Annotated in this window: 12 protein-coding genes; 8 read left to right on the top strand and 4 right to left on the bottom strand. The window is 46.3% G+C overall.

The features are described from left to right. Positions 1-16: 16 nt before the first annotated feature. Positions 17-1285, bottom strand: a complete 1269-nt coding sequence (locus tag H8K55_RS00650) for a YeaH/YhbH family protein (protein ID WP_186940093.1) — start codon at positions 1283-1285, stop codon at positions 17-19. 369 nt (positions 1286-1654) lie between these two features. Continuing rightward, a complete protein-coding gene (locus H8K55_RS00655) occupies positions 1655-3577 on the bottom strand; it encodes a PrkA family serine protein kinase (RefSeq protein ID WP_186940094.1) in 1923 nt (640 codons plus the stop codon). A gap of 642 nt (positions 3578-4219) precedes the next feature. Between H8K55_RS00655 and H8K55_RS00660 the strand changes: the two genes are divergently transcribed. The 3 genes from H8K55_RS00660 (at position 4220) to H8K55_RS00670 (ending at position 8686) form a co-directional block, all read left to right on the top strand. Next, positions 4220-6460 carry a carboxy terminal-processing peptidase gene (locus tag H8K55_RS00660; protein ID WP_186940095.1) on the top strand — a complete coding sequence of 747 codons (2241 nt, stop codon included), beginning with the start codon at positions 4220-4222 and terminating at the stop codon, positions 6458-6460. A gap of 157 nt (positions 6461-6617) precedes the next feature. After that, a complete protein-coding gene (locus H8K55_RS00665; RefSeq protein ID WP_186940096.1) occupies positions 6618-7331 on the top strand; it encodes a c-type cytochrome in 714 nt (237 codons plus the stop codon). Further along, positions 7328-8686: a cytochrome c gene (locus tag H8K55_RS00670; protein WP_186940097.1), complete on the top strand. Its 1359-nt coding sequence runs from the start codon at positions 7328-7330 to the stop codon at positions 8684-8686. Before H8K55_RS00665 ends, H8K55_RS00670 begins: the two co-directional genes overlap by 4 nt. Positions 8687-8823: 137 nt before the next feature. Here H8K55_RS00670 and H8K55_RS00675 read toward each other — a convergent pair whose 3' ends face one another. Further along, positions 8824-9555 carry a hypothetical protein gene (locus H8K55_RS00675; RefSeq protein ID WP_230408437.1) on the bottom strand — a complete coding sequence of 244 codons (732 nt, stop codon included), beginning with the start codon at positions 9553-9555 and terminating at the stop codon, positions 8824-8826. Positions 9556-9580: 25 nt separating this feature from the next. Between H8K55_RS00675 and H8K55_RS21670 the strand changes: the two genes are divergently transcribed. After that, complete coding sequence (locus H8K55_RS21670; RefSeq protein WP_230408438.1) at positions 9581-9724, top strand: hypothetical protein; 144 nt, start codon at positions 9581-9583, stop codon at positions 9722-9724. A 143-nt stretch (positions 9725-9867) separates the two neighbouring features. On the opposite strand, the gene H8K55_RS00680 is transcribed toward H8K55_RS21670, so the two are convergent. After that, a complete protein-coding gene (locus tag H8K55_RS00680; RefSeq protein WP_186940098.1) occupies positions 9868-12573 on the bottom strand; it encodes a TonB-dependent receptor plug domain-containing protein in 2706 nt (901 codons plus the stop codon). Positions 12574-12990: 417 nt separating this feature from the next. Here H8K55_RS00680 and H8K55_RS00685 point away from each other — a divergent pair, with 417 nt between their 5' ends. The 4 genes from H8K55_RS00685 (at position 12991) to H8K55_RS00700 (ending at position 19784) form a co-directional block, all read left to right on the top strand. Then, positions 12991-15687 (top strand): M1 family metallopeptidase, encoded by a 2697-nt coding sequence (locus tag H8K55_RS00685; RefSeq protein WP_186940099.1) that lies wholly within the window; start codon positions 12991-12993, stop codon positions 15685-15687. 322 nt (positions 15688-16009) lie between these two features. Beyond that, complete coding sequence (locus H8K55_RS00690) at positions 16010-17548, top strand: serine hydrolase domain-containing protein (RefSeq protein ID WP_186940100.1); 1539 nt, start codon at positions 16010-16012, stop codon at positions 17546-17548. Positions 17549-17588: 40 nt separating this feature from the next. After that, entirely contained in the window at positions 17589-18845 is a 1257-nt protein-coding gene (locus tag H8K55_RS00695; RefSeq protein ID WP_186940101.1) for an efflux RND transporter periplasmic adaptor subunit, read from the top strand. A 276-nt stretch (positions 18846-19121) separates the two neighbouring features. Beyond that, the gene (locus H8K55_RS00700; protein ID WP_186940102.1) at positions 19122-19784 is read left to right on the top strand and encodes an ABC transporter ATP-binding protein; all 663 of its coding nucleotides are present in this window, start codon (positions 19122-19124) and stop codon (positions 19782-19784) included. Positions 19785-19786: the final 2 nt, after the last annotated feature.

Consider the following 19786-nt stretch of genomic DNA (forward strand, 5'->3'; position numbering starts at 1 on the left):
GCATTTTTCCTCAGCCTCACTTGCTTTGTTTTTTAAAGAGTTCTCTAAACACGGGATAGATGTCGGCCGGCTCCTCAATTTTTTGCATGGCGAAGTGAGATTTTTGCTCTTTAACTTGCAGGTATTCTTGCCACAGATTTTGTGGATCGCCATCAGTGATTTCGACGTAGGCGTAGTACTGCACCATGGGCATGATGGTGTTCATCAGGATTTGTTTGCAGATGACAGAATCATTGTCCCAATTGTCGCCGTCTGATGCCTGCGCAACGTAGGCGTTCCAGTCGCTGGAGGCGTAGCGCGTTTGTATGACTTCGGTCAATAAGCGCAGGGCAGAGGACACAATCGTGCCGCCTGATTCGCGTGAATGAAAGAATTCATGTTCATCGACTTCGAGCGCCGATGTGTGATGGCGGATGAAAACGACTTCGATTTTTTCATAAGCGCGTTGCAAGAATAGATAGAGCAAAATAAAGAAACGCTTGGCGATATCTTTTTTCTTTTCATCCATAGAGCCGGAAACATCAAGCAGGCAAAACATCACGGCTTGTGTGCTGGGTTTAGGTACTTTGATCCGATTGCTGTAGCGTAGATCGAAAGGATCGATAAAAGGAATCGCTAATAATCGGGTGCGCAGATGATGAATCTCTTGGCGGATTTTAAGGATTCTAGGGTCTTGATTGTCGCTGGTCTCAGCCAATAATTCGGCTAGTTCTTCTTCCGCTTGTTTTAAGCGTTTACTGGATTTACCACCGACGGCGATGCGCCTGCCTAATGCGCCGCGTAACGAACGTAACACGTGCAATGAAGACGCAGTGCCAGTGGTGCTATAGCCTGCGCGTTGATTTTTGAAATCGGTGGTGGCGGTGAGTTGGGTTTTGATGAGATTGGGTAATTCTAAATCTTCAAAAAAATAATTCAAAAATTCTTCTCGACTGATTTGAAAAACAAAATCATCTTCGCTGATGTCTTCACTATTGCCGGCTTGACCTTTGCCTTTACCTGCGCCACCTTTGGGACGCTCAATTTGATCGCCGGTTTGGTATTCTTGGTTTCCTGGGTTGACGCTTTCCCAGACACCACCGTGGGAGTGACCGAAGTTCGGTTCGTTGACATCTTTGACTGGGATCGCGATTTTTTCACCGCTATCCATATCGGTGATAGAGCGGCCTTTGATAGCGCGCGTGACCGCGTCTTTGATCTGGCCTTTATAGCGACGCAAAAAACGCTCGCGATTTGGGGCAGATTTGTTTTTGCCTTGAACTCGTCTGTCGATTAAATGTACCAATTTGTGCTCCCGAACAAGTTCTGTTTTTGAGGCTTTGGTGTTGCTGGTCTGTAACTACTTTCTCAGGTCTCTACATAAGTCGGAGTGCCGTGAAAAGTCCCCTCCCTTTCAAGGGGAGGGTTAGGGTGGGGATGGGGTTTGGTGGAGTAATTAGCTTTCGTCGTTGCGCTACTAAAACCCATCCCTATCCCGACCTTCCACCGCGACGCTTGCAAGCGTCTTAGAGATTCGTGGCGCAAAGCATGCTTTGCGAAATCCCACGAATCTCCCCTTGCAGGGGAAGGGGCTCCGAGCCCTACATTTCTTAACCTCCCTCACCCCAACCCCTCTCCCGCATGCGGGAGAGGGGCTTTTCAAACCTCCAACCCCTTACGACGACTTCCTCACCCTCAAATACCATTCACACAGCAATCTGACCTGTTTCGCGGTATAGCCTTTTGCCACCATGCGGCTGACAAATTCTTGATGTTTGTTGGCGTCGTCGCTGCTGGCTTTGGCATTGAATGAAATAACCGGCAGCAGCTCTTCTGTATTCGAAAACATTTTTTTCTCTATGACTGTGCGCAGTTTTTCGTAGCTGGTCCAGGTTGGATTTTTGCCGCCATTTTGTGCTCTGGCGCGCAGGACGAAATTGACGATCTCGTTGCGGAAGTCTTTTGGATTCGAGATGCCCGCAGGTTTTTCAATTTTTTCCAGTTCGCTATTCAAAGCTTCACGGTCAAAACTCTCACCGGTGTCGGGATCGCGGAATTCTTGGTCTTGTATCCAAAAGTCAGCGAAGGTCACGTAGCGATCAAAAATATTCTGCCCGTATTCAGAATAACTTTCCAGATATGCGGTTTGGATTTCTTTACCTATGAATTCGGCGTAACGTGCAGCCAAGTATTCTTTGATGTAGGACAGATATTTTTGTTCCAGTTCTGGCGCAAATTGTTCGCGTTCGATTTGCTGTTCCAACACATACAGTAGATGCACAGGATTGGCGGCGACTTCGGTATTGTCGAAGTTAAAGACCTTGGACAAAATTTTGAAAGCGAAGCGGGTAGAGATGCCGTTCATACCTTCATCGACGCCTGCATAATCAACATACTCTTGCCGCGATTTGGCTTTAGGATCGGTGTCTTTGAGATTCTCGCCGTCGTACACCAGCATTTTGCTAAAGATGCTGGAGTTTTCTGGTTCGACCAAGCGTGACAAAATCGAGAACTGCGCCATCATTTTGAAGGTGCCTGGCGCACATGGCGCTTGTGATAAAGAAGAGCTGCGTATCAGTTTTTCGTAGATCTTAATCTCATCAGAAACGCGCAGACAGTATGGTACTTTAACGATGTAGATACGATCTAAGAAGGCTTCATTGTTTTTATTGTTCTTAAAAGTTTTCCATTCGGATTCATTCGAGTGCGCGAGAATGATGCCTTCAAACGGTATCGCACCAAAGCCTTCTGTGCCTTTGAAGTTACCTTCCTGTGTTGCGGTCAATAAAGGATGTAAGACTTTGATCGGCGCTTTGAACATTTCTACAAATTCCATCAAGCCTTGATTCGCGAGACAGAGACCACCGGAATAGCTGTAAGCATCTGGGTCGTCTTGCGCAAAATCTTCGAGTTTGCGGATATCGACTTTACCGACTAAGGAAGAAATATCTTGATTGTTTTCATCCCCAGGTTCTGTTTTAGACACAGCGATTTGTTTTAAGACTGAAGGATAGCGCCGCACCACGCGGAATTGATTGATGTCACCACCAAATTCGTGCAGACGTTTGACTGCCCAAGGGCTAGGAATAGTTCTCAGATAGCGGCGTGGAATGCCAAAGTCTTCTTCCAAAATCGCACCGTCTTCTTCTTCGTTAAACAAGCCGAGTGGCGACTCATTCACTGGTGAACCTTTGATGCAATAGAATGGGATTTTTTCCATCAAATATTTTAAACGCTCAGCAATCGAGGATTTACCGCCACCGACAGGGCCGAGCAGATACAGCACTTGTTTGCGCTCTTCCAGACCTTGCGCTGCATGGCGGAAGTAGGCGACGACTTGTTCGATCACTTCTTCCATGCCGTAAAACTCGCGGAACGCAGGGTAGATTTTGATGACTTTGTTGGAGAATATGCGTGAACGCCGTGAGTCATTACGTGTGTCAATTTGTTCTGGTTCGCCGATGGCTGCGAGCATGCGTTCGGCAGCGGTGGCGTAGGCGAGCGGATTTTTCTTGCAGAGATCCAAAAACTCCTGCAATGAATATTCCTCTTCACGGGTTTTTTCGTAACGGGCTGCATAGTTGTCAAAAATATTCATTTTGATCTCCTTTGAACTTGTGCGTTCTGCGTTGCGATTTGTGTTGCATATGGTGTTGCAAGTTGTGTTGCAAATTGTGCTGCAAATTAGGTCGAGACTTTGCTTGCGATGTGGTTTTCTTCTACTACGCAGACGATAGGAAAACCATAAGCTAAATTTAGTGTAGACGAAAAATAAAAAACTGCAGGCAAAATTTTGTGACATTCATACGTTGAAAAGAACGGAAAAGCTTGTGCATTTCTATGAATAACGCACCAGTACTGGTCTTGCGATGACAGAGTTTCAGAATAACTATATTATTTTTGTGGCTAGCTCTTGAGGTCGTCAATTCGGAACTTAAAATACCAGTAGTGGTCAGAACAACAAATCGTTACAAAAAATGCGCTGAAAATGACGGATAGACGGCGCTAACTGGCTGTATTAAAGGTGAACAAGTGTTATGCTGCCATCACGTAATGCAAAGTTTGGGACTTTATTTATTCTGAACGTTTGCGCAGAAAAAATTGAAATCTATTCGTATTTTGCTATTTAAAAGTATTTATTTTTAGAGCATTTTTATGTGTTTTTTGCATATGTGTTTTTTATATGCTTGATCAGTACATGATGGACGCTCATTGCAATACGAATAATTGGAGAATGAACATGAAAAAGACATTGATTGGATTGGCAATTGCGGCATTAGCGGTTTCTACGCATTTTGCGTTCGCAGGGGCTAGTGCTCCGCAGACTACGGTCCTCGAAGATAATAGTCCTGTAGTCGGTAGCGCAAAGACCGCGCTCAATTTCCAACCGTTACCGCAGCAAATCCAGGCGGCAAATATGACGGCGGAATTTTTTACACGCTTCCATTACAAAGCCGTGCCTTTGGATGACGCGATGTCAGAAAAAATCTTTGATCGTTATTTGAAATCCTTAGATGGTGATCGGATTTTTTTCATTCAATCAGATATCGATAAGTTTTCTGCTGCACGTGACAAGATGGATGATGCGATTTTGGGTCAGGATTTGACGACACCATTTGCCATGTTCAATTTGTATCACCAACGTTTCCGTGAGCGTTTAACTTATGCACGTGAGCTTCTGAATTCGACTTTTGACTTCTCTGAAAAAGAAGTTTATCGCTATCAACGCGATAAAGAACCATGGCCACAAAGTGAAGCGCAGATGCGCGATGTATGGCGCCAACGTGTTAAAAACGACTGGTTGCGCTTGAAGTTGGCTGGTAAAGATGCTGCGGCAATTAAGTCCACTTTGGACAAGCGTTATGAAACCACTTTGACACGTATGAATAAACTGAAGAGTGAAGATGTATTTCAGCTTTTCATGAATGCGTACGCAATGTCGGTTGAGCCACATACGAATTATCTGGGACCCAAAGCAGCGGAAGACTTTGATATTTCTATGCGTTTGTCGATGACGGGTATCGGTGCGACTTTGCAAGATCGTGACGAAATGGCGACGGTGCGTGAATTAGTACCAGGCAGTCCGGCAGCCTTATCCGGCAAATTAAAAGTCGGTGATCGTATTGTCGGTGTAGGCCAAGGTGCTGGAAGTACGCCGGTTGATGTGATGGGTTGGCGTTTGGATGATGTCGTTAAATTGATACGTGGTCCTAAAGATACTACGGTGTTATTAGATGTTTTGCCCGCCGACGCTGGACCTGATGGTGCACACAAAGCGGTGGTGCTGGTGCGGAATAAAATCACTTTAGAGCAACAAGCTGCGAAAAAGACGATTCAGGAAGTGAAAACAGCCGAAGGAACACGCCGGATTGGTGTGATCGCGTTGCCGACTTTCTATCAGGACTTCGACGCACGTCGTCGCGGTGATAAAGACTTTAAGAGTGCAACCCGCGATGTAGCGAAACTGCTGACAGAGTTGAAGAAAGAAAAAGTCGATAGCGTCTTGATTGACTTACGCGATAACGGCGGTGGTTCTTTGAATGAAGCAGTGGAGTTGACGAGTTTGTTTATCGGCAAAGGCCCTGTAGTGCAACAACGTAATTCACAAGGTAAAGTACATATCGAAAACGATAGTGCTGGTGTCGTCGCTTGGGATGGCCCGCTTGGCGTGATGATTAATCGTGGTTCTGCATCGGCTTCAGAAATTTTTGCGGCAGCGATTCAGGATTATGGTCGTGGCTTGATTATTGGTGAAAACAGTTTCGGTAAAGGCACGGTACAAACAGTGATTAGTTTGGATCAAATGGCGCGTAGCGATAAACCGCAATATGGCGATTTGAAGATGACGATTGCGCAGTTCTTCCGCGTCAATGGCGGTACGACACAATTGCGTGGTGTGACGCCAGATATTGCTTACCCTAGTTTTGTTGATGCGGATAGTTATGGTGAATCAAGCTATGACAACGCCTTGCCTTGGGTGCAAATTAAGCCAGCAAATTATCATGCAGTTGGCAATTTAAAAGATGTGCAAGCGATGCTGCAAGTACGTCATGAATTGCGTATCGCCAAAGATAAGGAATTCCAATTCATTAAAGAAGATATTGCTGAATTCCAAAAACAAAAAGAGAAAAAAGTCATTTCTTTGAACGAAGAAGAGCGCCGTGCTGAGCGTGATCTACGTGAAAAGAAAAATAAAGAACGCGAAGCAGTTCGTGCATCTTTAGATGGCAAAGTCAAAGTTGGCGGAAAAAATGATGCCAGCAAATTGTCTGCACAGGATGATGGTTTGCAAGGCAGTGAGCGTAGCTTAGCGTCAGAATTGGCGGCGGAAAAAGCTAGTAAAGAAGCGAAAGACGTCTTCTTGATCGAAGCGGCACATATCTTGAGTGACGAAATCGAATTGATTAAATCGAGTAAGCGTTTAGCGGATAAAACGATTTCGAAAGCTAGCAGCAGTGCTAAACCGAAAGATATGGAGTAGTTTGTTGGAATAGGTTTGCGAGAGGGCTTCTGGCGACAATTCTAAGATGTTGGCGTGGCTCCCTTAGTGTAATTTAAAGACGCTTGCAGGATGTGCCTCTCTATCGAATCGATGGAAAAGGCGCAAATGGCAAGCGTCTTTGATTTTAAAGATGGCGATGAAAAATTTTTTGAAAAATAGTCGAACAGGATTGTTGAGTGTCCTGATTATGTTGGGTGCAATCAATGTCGCTGCTGCGCAAACCGTGCCGGATACGTTGGCACAACGTGTGAAAGCCTGCGTTGCTTGTCATGGTCAAGAAGGTCGTGCTACGACCGATGGTTTCTACCCACGTATCGCCGGTAAACCAGCTGGGTATTTGCTTAATCAATTACGTAATTTTCGGGATGCGAAGCGTACATATCCGATGATGACGTATATGGTCGCGCATTTGAATGAGAGCTACTTGCAAGAAATTGCAGAATACTTCGCCAGCTTGAATCCACCGTATGCCGCACCGCAGCCGAATCAGGCTTCTGCCGCCGCGTTGGAGCGTGGTCGTGTTTTAGTAAAACTGGGTGATACGAGCAAGAAATTGCCAGCGTGCATCTCATGTCATGGCGATAAAATGACTGGCCTCGCACCATTTATTCCTGGTCTATTAGGTTTGCCGCGTGATTATCTGGTTGCGCAATTAGGCGCTTGGCAGACCGGTAGCCGACATGCAACTGCACCTGATTGCATGCATAGCGTGGCAAAACAATTAGATGCCAGCGATATCGCTGCGGTTTCTGCATGGCTGGCAACACAGAATTTACCAGTCGATACTAAGGCTCCTTTGGCAGCAAAAGATTTCAAATTGCCACTCGCATGCGGGAGTGTGTTGCCATGAAAATTTCCGCAAAAAAAATCGGCAAGTTGCTTTTGCTGTTACTCGCGTTGGCTATCATCACGATTTTACTAACGGCTTGGTATGGCTATCGCTTAGGCGAAACGTATCAGTCTTCGGCTAACAGTGGCGAACCTGCACCAACAAATTTGGATGATACAACACTCGCCAAGCAGTCTGTACTTGAACGCGGCGCGTATTTGGTCAAACTCGGTGACTGCATGGCTTGTCACACTGCACGTGGTGGTGCGCCGTTTGCTGGTGGCAGAATTATGCAATCGGAATTTGGTCAGTTTCTTACGCCGAATATCACACCGGACAAGTTGACTGGAATAGGCAATTGGACTGCGGAAGATTTTTGGAACGCGTTACACAATGGTAAGGGCAAAGATGGGCGCTTGTTGTATCCAGCTTTCCCTTTCCCGAATTACACGCACGTCACCCGAACCGATGCCGACGCGATGTTTTCGTATTTGCAGGCGCAAGCTCCTGTGGCGCAGAAAAATGCGTTACATCAATTAGATTTTCCATATAGTTTGCGCGGTACGCTGGCGATTTGGCGGGCTCTTTATTTTAAGCCGGGAGTGTTGCCAACTGACGCTAAACAAAGCTTTGAATGGAATCGCGGTGCCTACTTAGTGCGTGGTTTGGCTCATTGCAGTGCATGTCATAGTTCACGTAATAGTTTGGGAGCGAATCGCGGTAGCGATGATTTTTCTGGCGGTGCCATGGTGGGATTACTTTGGTATGCACCATCGTTGAATGCGCAGGAAGAGTTGAATTTGTCAGCGATGAAAAGCACTGACATCGCGCAACTCCTGCAACACGGCGTGAATTCAACATCGAGTGTGAATGGCCCTATGGCAGAAGTAGTCAAAGAGAGCCTTCAACATTTGACAGATCAAGACGCGCAAGCGATTGCCAGTTATTTACGCGCTTTGCCGCAACAGAAACAAAACACGCCGGATATCTTGGATCAAGCGTTGGCGCGACCAAGTGTGAGCAAGGAACAGATGCAAGACATCATGCTACGTGGCGAAACCATCTATCGCGCTCAATGCATTGATTGTCACGGCAAACAGGGCGAGGGCAAGACGGGGATCTATCCGGCATTGAAAGGTAATCCCTCGATACAAATGCTGAATATCAGTAACCCCGTCAGAGTGATTTTGGCTGGTGGGTTTTCGCCTGCCACCAAAGCAAATCCACGACCATATAGCATGCCGCCTTTTGCACCATTTCTCGATGACGCTGAAGTTGCTCTGGTGTTGACATATATCCGCAATGCATGGGGAAATCAGGGTAGTGTGATTGGCGCTTCGGAGATTAATCCTTATCGAACAGCGGCTTTGGATTGAGTGTATGTCGATATCGACGCAAGCTTCACGTACGAAAACCCATCCCCACCCTAGCCCTCCCCTTGAAGGGGAGGGAATTTGAGTGCTGATATTCATTAGTTTTATTGGACTCGGCAGCTCCGATTAAATCAAAAGCGTCAATGCGATTGCGCCATTAATAACCTCTGCATCCAGCTCAGTTTTGCTGCCAACGAGCCATCTTGTTTAGCCCAATCTTGCAGGCGTTCCGCATAGCCAGGTGTCATCATCCAGCCAAACACTTCTGCCTTGTCTTCTTCGGAACCGTAACCTGCATACAGGCTTACCATGCCAGCTCGTGGATGGCCTAGATTTTGAAATTGCTTACCGTACGCTGTTGCACCACCTTGACCATAGTGCGTCTCTGCTGGATTTAATGCGAGCCATGCAGGATCACGGAAATAAAAATCCTTAAATAAGCGATGTTCTATCAGATGATAAAACTCATGATGCGTACGCATTTCCATGCCCGCCATGCAAAGTTGCGGGTGGCCGTTATCGGCATATACCAAGCTATCGCTTTCCGGTGCTGGCATCGCTAAACGAAATTGTCCACCGACATGAAAGTCTTTAACCAGAACAATGTCGCGCACTTGCATATTCTGAAAAAAATTGGACGGGTAGCGTGTGAAGGCGGGCAGTATTGCGTCGAGTAAGCGGGTTAAGCGTTGTCGGTCACTGGCCTGTTCGGTGAAGGTTAATCCTTGCCCATGAGGGCTTTGCAGTTCCCACAGCACTCGTAGGCCGTGATTAGCTAATGCGCGCTCAGCACGTAGTTTTAGATTGGGTAGAGTATCAGGATCGTTCAGATCAGTGTAAGTCCGTATGACGCCAGGGCATTCGGTGCGCATGCTGTCATTGTGTGCTGGATTGGGAATGAGCTGGTTTTGCGGTGCTGAGCTACATGCACTTAGCGTGAATGCTACAGCACATGCAATCAGTATCGATATTGAGGTAAGTTTTGGTGACATGGTTGACGTTGGCATCATGGAAAACGAAAAAAACCAGCACCGGGAGTAGCGGTGCTGGTACGGGTAGGACTAAGTGATGAATGAAAATTCCCTCGACGCAAAGATGCGGTAAAGACGCATCAAGAATTTCTCCACGCGGCTCTGCGCCTCAGCGTCGAGGGATTTTGATTGACTCTTCGTTAGCTAATCCGCTTAAAAACTATACTTAGCACTGATCTGCACAAAGCGTCCCAATTGATTATGAAAAGCCGCATTAAAACCTTGTAAATAAGCGATCATGGAAGCGTCAAACGGTGCTTCTTTGTTTACTAGATTTTGCACGGTCAGGCTTAGATTGAGATCTTTGTTATAGCGATACGTCAGATAGGCATCAGTCGTTAGCCAAGGTTTAACCTGGCAATACGAAGGATTTTTTTCTTGATAAGTACAATTCGATTCTGGTGTCGCTTTTAAAGAATAACCGGCAACATAATTCCAATTAAAGCCCAAATTCACATTACCTTGTTCCCAGCCCAATCCAAAGCGTGCGCGGTTTTTTGGCGTCGTGTAATAACCGGCGTAGTCGACTTTTTCAACACTGGAATTCTCCGCTGATTTGTAGCTCAGTACTTTATTCAAATTGGCATTCAGGCGCAGTTTTCCGTATTCACCCATTCCTATTTCACCACGTGCGTCCATGTCGATGCCACGCACTTCGGTTTGCGCCAGGTTAGATGTGAGCAATAAAAGCTTATCGATCACATTGGTGCCGGCATGCCGAATTACCAGATTTGGATAGGCGCTTTCGTGCTCTAACAAATATTTGGCACTGATTTGTGATACTTCATCGCGTCGCTGGATTGCGTAGTAGTCCAGTGCAAGTGACCAACCAGGCGTTGGTTCGATGACTGTTCCGAATGTAAAGCTCTTGGATTTTTCTGCTTTCAAATTGGGATTCTGACCAATTTCATATTGCACGTAGCGATCACATTGCGGATTGTCTGTGCTCAGTGTTGGGCAAAACTTAGGATCTTGCACTTTCATATAACCGGCGATGGTGCCTGAATTCATTTCAGGCAAGGTTGGTGCGCGGAATCCATGTGCAAATGTCGAACGCAAAGCCCATTGCGGCAAGACTTTCCATTTGATGCCAAATTTCGGCGTAGTTGCTGCGCCAAAATCATTGTAGCGATCCACACGGGCGGCAGCGTTGAGTTCCAGTTCTTTTAATACGGGCGCAACGATTTCACCATATGCCGCGGCAACATGACGTTGACCAACGGAACCTGTAATCGAAAATAATTGGATCGCGCCAGAAGAAAATAAGTCGTCCGGAACTGAGCTAAATTTTTCTTGACGGAATTCGCCACCGACTGATACGCCAACACGACCACCAGGCAATTGCCACAGCTCTCGACTCGCTTTTACGTCAATTAAGGTGGTGCTGGTATCGGATACATTACGCATGGCTGGATAGAGTCTAGCCATCAATCCAGCATCATTGGCTGCTGCATTACCCAATACGAAGTTCTTATTCACGTAGCCGTTTTTGTCGAGTACCTCACCAGTCAGCACGGCATCTTGAATGTAACCACGGTAACGAATCGCCCCTTTTGCCTTGGCAACCATGACACCGATTTCAGTATCCCATTCACCGAGATTGCCGCGCGCGCCCAAGGTTAGACGCGAGTTGTCATTGGCGGATTGAATCCGATTTTGAATATCGTCAAAGTTATAGCGGACAGCTGCAGGTTTATCTTTTAAAGGATTTTGCGGATGCCCGACTGGTAACACCAGATAGGCAATCGGTGAACCTGGGGCATTGCCGAATTCACCTTTGACATCGACTAGGTCATAGGTGTAAGCCGCGTACGCGGAGGTACCATAGCTGTAGGTATTGGCTGCATATTTCACTCGACTAAACGAGGCATCACTGAATAATTGCCAGTCTGCGCCCAGTGCCAAATTGGCCGTCGCATAGACCGCATCATTGGTCGAGGCCGAGACGACGTTGACGTTTTTTGTATTGTCTAATACGCAGCGACCATTTAAGGCTGGAGTCGCAGTGTCATTGACAGGCGTACAACCAGCTAAAGGCGCAATAAATGCGCCGCCATAATAGCCGCCCGTTTGGTAGACATTGCGATAGAAACTGGAGCGAGAGTCTGCCATGTTGAAACGACGGAAATCGGCATCCTTAGTACGTGGTCGTGCATTGGCTAAGACCGGGTCTTGTTCATGGTGACCATAATTGATCATCCAGTTATAGCCATCCTTGACCATATTTCCTTGTCCCCAACTGATGCCAGCTGAGCGAGACTTTGCATCACGATAGCCGCTGGTACCGAGACTGCCATAGACCTCTTTGCCTTGATAGTCTTTGCGTAAAATGATGTTGATGACGCCCGCGATAGCATCTGCACCATAAATCGCCGAAGCACCATCGAGCAAAGTTTCTATACGTTCGATGGCATCCACGGGAATCGAATTTGTGTCGACGAAAGATGCAGTACCGAAGCCATAAGGCGCGGTGCGACGACCATTCACTAATACCAGCGTCGAACCAACACCCAAACCACGTAAAGAAATACCAGCAGCACCAAAGGCTTGCGTTGGCGGTCCTTCAGTGTTGTAACCGCCAGCATTTCCTGCTGGTATTGTGCGTAAGACGTCGGTCAAGGACACTGCGCCGCTACGGATGATTTCTTCTTTGGTGATGACTTGCACCGCGGAAGCAGTTTCTGCATCGACGCGCTTGATTCGGCTACCGGTCACTTCTACGCGCTGGGCTGCGTTGTTGGTACCGTTATTGTTGACGCTATTGTTGATATTGTCACTTTGTTGCGCGCTGACTGGCATCGCTGCGAAGCCAGAAAACAGTAGGGCGATAGCTTGTGCTATCGGACGTCGCTGTAGCATGTTTACTCCTGATTATAATTTTCCCGGCCATCCGGTTCAGGGGCAGAGTGTGGTACTAGTCGTCAAGTTAAGCATGTCAAATTCTGCTGAATTTATATAAAACGGCTACCACATTTCTGAAATGTAAGATTTTGTTCACATGTTCGGCCAGCGCTACCTACGGAATTTTGTAGGGCAGATGACAGAGTTGAAAACCAATTTTATGCAAAATAAAGATGTAATTCCCTTCATAATGCGGAACTAATTTTGCCTTCTTAGAGACTAAGAATTAGCAATTAATGAATAGCTATAAAAAAAGGCTATAAAGAATGTGAAATTCTTTATCAATATAAAAATCAGAACACATGCCAAGCGATGCAAACCACGACAAGTGCATCATGGCGTAAGTGTTATTAAGAACAGATGTGAGGGAAAGTAATGAAACCAAGTTTGATTTCACTGGCAATTGCGACATTCATCAGCGGTAGTTTGCCAGCGACAACATGGGCTGCAGAAGACGTAGCCAAAGCAAAGCAGCATCAACATCAAGATGCAATATCAATCGATTACAGCAAGATCACTACCCAATTGCCGCGTGGTGTTCGCCCTAGCCACTACGATATTGCCTTAACGCCGAATGCGCAGGCAGCCAGTTTTTCGGGCAAAGCTGCAATCACTTTATCGCTACTGCAAGCGAGCGATAGCATTACTTTAAATGCGACCGATCTTAGTTTTAAAAGAGTACGCTTGATTGATCTGAAAACCAAAGCGCAATTCGATGACGCCAAAGTTACCGTCAATAAAGAAGCTCAAACCGCGAGTTTTCACTTTTCCAAAGCATTGAAGAAAGGCGAATACAAACTAGAGTTGGAGTATGACGGCGTGATCGGAACCCAGGCCGTGGGTTTGTTCTCGCTCGACTACGATAGCGCAGATGGCAAGCAAAGAGCTTTGTATACCCAATTTGAAAATTCCGACGCGCGACGTGTGATTCCATCGTGGGATGAACCAATTTTCAAAGCGACATTTAATCTCGAAGTGACGGTGCCCAGCAAGCAAATGGCGGTGAGCAATATGCCGGTGCTATCCAAGACGGAGTTGGGGAATGGTACTAGTCTGGTGAAGTTTGGAACCTCTCCCAAGATGTCGACTTATTTGTTGTTCTTGAGTGTCGGCGATTTTGAACGCGCGACAGTTATGGCAGAAGGCACAGAAATTGGCGTGATTGCTAAGCGCGGCAGCCTTGATCAGGCGCGGTACGTGCTAGAAGAATCAAAAGGCATATTGCGTGAATTTAACGATTACTTTGGCACGCGCTATCCTTTGCCGAAATTAGACAATGTGGCAGCACCAGGTACTAGTCAATTTTTTAGCGCCATGGAAAACTGGGGCGCGATTTTCACATTTGAAAGCTCGATCTTATTAGACCCCGCCATTTCCACACATGCGAACAAGCAACTCGCGTTTGTCACCGCTGCGCATGAAACTGCACATCAATGGTTTGGTGATTTGGTGACGATGCAATGGTGGGATGATTTGTGGCTCAACGAAGGATTTGCCTCATGGATGGAAAACCGTACCATGATGCGCCTGCATCCAGAATGGTTACCAGAATTTAATGCGATTGCCGTGCGTGAACAAGCGATCGCGCGCGATGCTTTAGCGACCACGCATCCGGTGGTGCAAAAGATTCGCACGGTAGATCAGGCCAGTCAGGCATTCGATACCATCACCTATCAAAAAGGTGAAGCAGTGATTCGTATGCTGGAAAACTATGTTGGTGCAGATGCATGGCGTGATGCCGTGCGTGCCTACATGAAAAAGCATGCCTATAGCAGCACTCAATCACGTGATTTGTGGGTACAAGTTGAAAAAGCCGCGCGCAAGCCTATCGTCGCGATTGCCAAAGATTTTACCGAACAGCCTGGCGTACCATTGATTTACGTCGATGATGTGGCTTGTAAAAATGGGCAATCTATCGTCAGCTTGCGTCAAGGTGAGTTTTCAAAAGATATCGCTGGCAAAAAACCATTGCATTGGCGCGTTCCAGTGGTGGCACAAATCGCAGGTACGAAAGTTGTCGCTAACACTTTAGTGGTAAATGGAAAAGGTAGTTTGCAATTACCTGCCTGTGGTACGGTAGTCGTGAATGCCGGGCAAGTCGGGTACTACCGCACACTATATGCTCCAAAAGTTCTTGCGCAATTAACTCAAAATTTTGGACAGGTCGCAGCCATTGATCAGGTCGGCATTTTGTCAGATAACTGGTCCATGGGTTTAGCAGGACAACAGCCGATCACGGCTTATCTTGATCTGGTAAAAGCAACGCCATCGCAAGCGAGTGTGCAAGTGTGGGGAGATATTGCCGACGTGTTCGTGACCCTGCATGGGTATCTGAAAGGTGATCCGCAACGTCAACAAGCATTTACGCATTTCGCGTTGCAACGCCTATCGCCACTGATGCAAGAATTAGGCTGGCAGGCAAAAGCAGGTGAGGCCGATTATGTTGCTAACTTCCGTTCTAATTTAATTGGCGTATTAGGTGCGTTGGGTGAACCAGGTGTATTGGCTGAAGCAAAGCGTCGCTTCGAAGTGATGGATACTGATCCAAACGCAGCACCTGCCGCTTTGCGGTTGCTCATTTTGAGTATTGTGGCAGGTAATGCGGACCAAAAAACATGGGATGCACTACACGCCAAAGCGCATGCGGAAAAATCATCCTTAGTGCGTCAAAGTTTGTATACCTTATTAGCTTCGACAAACGACAAAGCACTTGCACAACAGGCCTTAGATCTGGCATTGACTGACGAGCCAGGCTTAACCAATAGTGCTGCGATGATAAGACAAGTGTCAGCCAATCATGCCGATTTGGCGTTTGATTTCGCTGTGGCGAATATGGATAAGGTGAACGAGCGCGTGGACGGAACTTCGCGCAGTCGATTCTTCCCAGCATTAGCGAGTGCGTCGTCCGATTCTAAAATGATCGCCAAGTTGAACGCCTACGCAAATGCACATCTAGACCCAAGTGCACGGCGTGAACTCGAAACGGTGATCGCAGGAATTAGCTATCGCATCAAGGTCAAACAAGAACGCGTGCCAGCGATTCGGGCTTGGTTGGATAGTCAAGCGAAATAGATTGTTGTACATCGATAAAAAAGCCGTTGCAGTGTGATTCTGCAACGGCTTTTTTTGTGTGCGAATTCGCACGAAAAGTAGCTGCTGTTTGAAAATCTGTGCTGATACGCACGGCTTTCACTGACTGACATAATTCTGACGATGTTTCTATTTTTCTTAATGCTTTGATTTATATAGAAATTTGATTTTGAATTTGGCTTGAAACCAACTTGAAACTAGCTTGGAACTGAGCTGGCATACGAATTGCACTTAGATGCGAGGTCACTATTGAATAACAAAATTCAAAGTGAGTCTACAACGTCATTGATGAGGAAAATTCGATATGCTGAAACAGGTCATAATTTTGTGTGCACTCCTAAGTAGTCAAGTCGCTTTACCTACGCAGGCGCAGCCATTGAGCCAATCCGGGCAAGTGGAGAAAGCAGCGCAAGCAGAGCAGGCAGCGCAAACAGCTAATCCAGATTTACCAGCCGAGGATAAGACGACTAAGCCTATATTGGCTTTGCTTAGTGCATTTAACTCTGCTCAGGCCGATCAAATTAAGCAATTCATTCGTGAATATACGGATAAAGATTTTCAGAGTGCGATGCCGATTGCCGAGCATGTAGCGCAATTTCAAAGTGTGGCACGACAATATGGAAAATTTCATTTTATTGCACTTAAAAGTGTTCCTAAGAAAGGCAATGTCACGATTAAACTCTTGCAGGTGAAAGACAGTGCCTATGGTGATTATCATGAAATAACACTGATTTTCAATGATGACGCGGCGCCTCGTTTTGTCGATATACGCCCGCGTTTGATGAAGGCAGCGCCCGAAAATGCTGCCAACAATGCTGCAAATGCGGAAGAATCCAAGTTGATACAGCAGTCACTGCAATTGGTGAAAATAGGCTGCGAGAAAGATATCTTTTCCGGCAGCGTGATGCTGGCAAAAGACGAGAGAGTGCTATTGAAAACCGCTTGCGGCGAGGCATCCAAGCGTTATCATGTCGCGAACAATATCGACACTAAATTCAATCTAGGTTCAATGAACAAGATGTTTACAGCGATAGCGATTGCGCAATTGATGGAACAGGGGAAATTAAATTATCAGGACACGATAGATCAATGGGTTGATAGTAGTTGGTTACCAAAGAAAATCACATCACAAATTAAGCTTCACCATTTACTCACACACACTTCTGGCTTAGAAAGTTTCTTTAACACGACTTTTGAAAAATCGGCGCAAGGTCAGTATCGCGAAGTCGATGATCTAAAACCTTTGATCAAAGATGAAAGTTTGCGTTTTCAACCCGGCTCAGATTTCTTGTATAGCAATACTGGTATGCATCTGCTGGGTGTAGTGATAGAAAAGGTTAGTGGACAAAATTATTCCGACTATATCCGTCAGCATATTTATTTACCAGCTGGAATGCTCAATAGCGATAACTATGCGATTGATGAACCGATTGAAAATTTGGCGATAGGCTATATGCCTGCGTTTTCAGGGAAATTTCCCTGGATAGAAAATACCTACAAATACTCTATGCGCGGTGGCCCGGCTGGCGGCGGCTATTCCACTGCGCCCGATCTTTTTGCGTTCGTGCAAGCCTTAAAGCAAACGAAGTTACTGAAACCCGAGACTTTGCAAACGCTCTGGACGGATCACAATGGGCATCGCTATGGTTATGGTTTCTTGGTGAAAAATGCGAGTACGGGCAAGGTCGTTGGACACGGCGGTGCTATAGACGGTGTGAGTGCAGAGTTAGAAATGCATTTGGATAGAGGTTACACCTTGATTGCCTTATCAAATTATGATTATGGCGCACTGCATTTGACGCGTAAGATTTCACAACTGATACAAAAAATGCCTAAAGCCTGATGAAGCACTCTGTGACTTCTATCAGATCAAAAATATGACTATGGATCAAAGCCTCAGTGCAGCGACCTTGAAGTCACGTACGCGAAAAAAATGGCTGTTAGGTGTTTTTGCATGCTTTGTTTTTGCAAATTTGATCTATGCGCTCAACTGGTGGATGAGCCCTAGCGTCAATCTGGGCGAATTACGACTATCGACTGTGCGCATGGGGGCGATAGAAAATACGTTTAATGCCTCGGGAGTCGTCGTGCCAGTGCGTGAAGAACAATTGTCTAGCCCTAGTCAATCACGTATCAGTAAAGTTGTTGCCAGAGTAGGACAAAGCGTGCACGCAGGTGATTTATTGATGGTGTTGGATGACAAGACAATACGACTAGCGATTGATAATTTGCGCGAACAAATTGCCCAGCAAGCGATACGTGCGCAAGTCCTGCAGTTAGAGATGGAAACTAATCTCAAAAAAATTGCCAGTGAAATTGAATTACTGGAATTGGATTTACAAAGCAATACGGTCAAGTTGGCGCGTCATCAAAAATTGGGACCGATAGGCATAACTTCCGCCGTTGATTTACAAGCGGCAGAATTGGCCGTTAAGCGCAATCAAGTGCAATTGCGCCAGCACAAAGACATGTTGAATGATGTACGCAAGACCGCGCACAGTAATATCGAAGCTACGATCTTGCAAAAGTCTATTTTTCAAAGGCAAATGGAATTGCAGTTGAAGTATTTAGATCAGACGCAGGTGAAAGCGCCGTTTGATGGCTTGTTGAATTGGATGTTGGCGGAAGAAGGTGCCAGCGTGAATTTGGGACAATTGGTCGCTAAAGTATCGGAGGCTCATAACTTTAAAGTTGAAGCGACGGTGTCGGATTTTTATGCCCGTTACCTTAACGTTGGGCAAAAAGTCCGCGTTGAATATAGTGGGAAAAAATTTGATGGCATGCTGCAGACGATCTTACCTGAGATGCAAAACGGCACCGTAAAATGTTGGATTAATTTGGTACAAGCAGATCATCCATTACTCAAACATCAATTGCGGGTTGAAGTGAACATCATTACCGAACAAAAAAATCAGAGCCTCATAGTCGATGCCGGACCAGCAATCAATGGTAAAGGCAGGCAAGAAGTTTTCTTGCTAGAAGCAGGGAAATCTGGCCTAGCTATCCGGCGTAGCGTCGACATCGGTGCACTCGATACTAGCATCGCCGAGATCCGCAGTGGCGCAAGAGTGGGTGATCAGTTAATTATTTCAGATACCAGTCGGTTTAAGCATTTGGCTAGTATTCGTATTCGAGAGTAGATGCAATTCAAAAAGAAATTTACAGCAGATCAACAAGTAACAAAACAGGACATACACAAAACAGACGCTGGCGATGTTGTGTTCTCTTGGATGGCGCGTTAAAGAGGTGAGCCGTATTGGCCTCAAGAATAAATGGAGTCAGGTAGGGTGCGCCGTGCGCACCGAAGAAAGCAAAGAAAACCATGTGTGGTGCGCGCGGCGCACCCTACGCAATGAAGCTCTACTCAGTGCAATTTTGTAGAAGCCCTAAATAGAAAAGAAAGCGAAGCCTTAGTGATGATTAAACTCAACAATGTGAGTAAAACTTATCAGACCGATACGATAGAAACTCTGGCGCTCAAAGATATTAATCTACATATCCAGAAATCGGAATTTGTGGCGGTGATGGGGCCTAGTGGTTGCGGTAAGAGTACTTTGCTGAATTTGATCGGGCTATTAGATCGCCCGGATCAAGGCACATTAGAAATCAACGGTACAACACCAGCGAGTTGGCGTGATAAAGATGTAGCGCAACTCAGAAATCAAAGCTTTGGTTTTATCTTTCAAAGCTTTCATCTGATTAATGATCTGCGCGTAATTGATAACGTGGAATTACCTTTGCTGTACCGTAGTTGCAGCGGCAAACAACGACGTCAGTTAGCGGAGCAAGCTCTGGCTAGCGTTGGTTTGTCGGCGCGCAAAGATCATTATCCCAATCAATTATCGGGCGGTCAGCAACAACGAGTCGCCATCGCCCGTGCTATGGTCGGACAGCCACAAGTCTTGTTGGCCGATGAACCTACAGGAAATCTCGATAGCCAAATGGGGGCAGAAGTCATCGACATTTTGCTCAAACTTAATCAAGCAGGCACGACCGTAGTCATGGTCACGCACGATGAACGTCAAGCCAAGCAAGCGGCGCGTATTGTGCGCGTGTTTGATGGTCAATTGGTCGCGTGATC

Source organism: Affinundibacterium flavidum (assembly GCF_014284175.1).
In the GTDB taxonomy this organism is placed as follows: Bacteria; Pseudomonadota; Gammaproteobacteria; order Burkholderiales; family Burkholderiaceae_D; genus Undibacterium; species Undibacterium flavidum.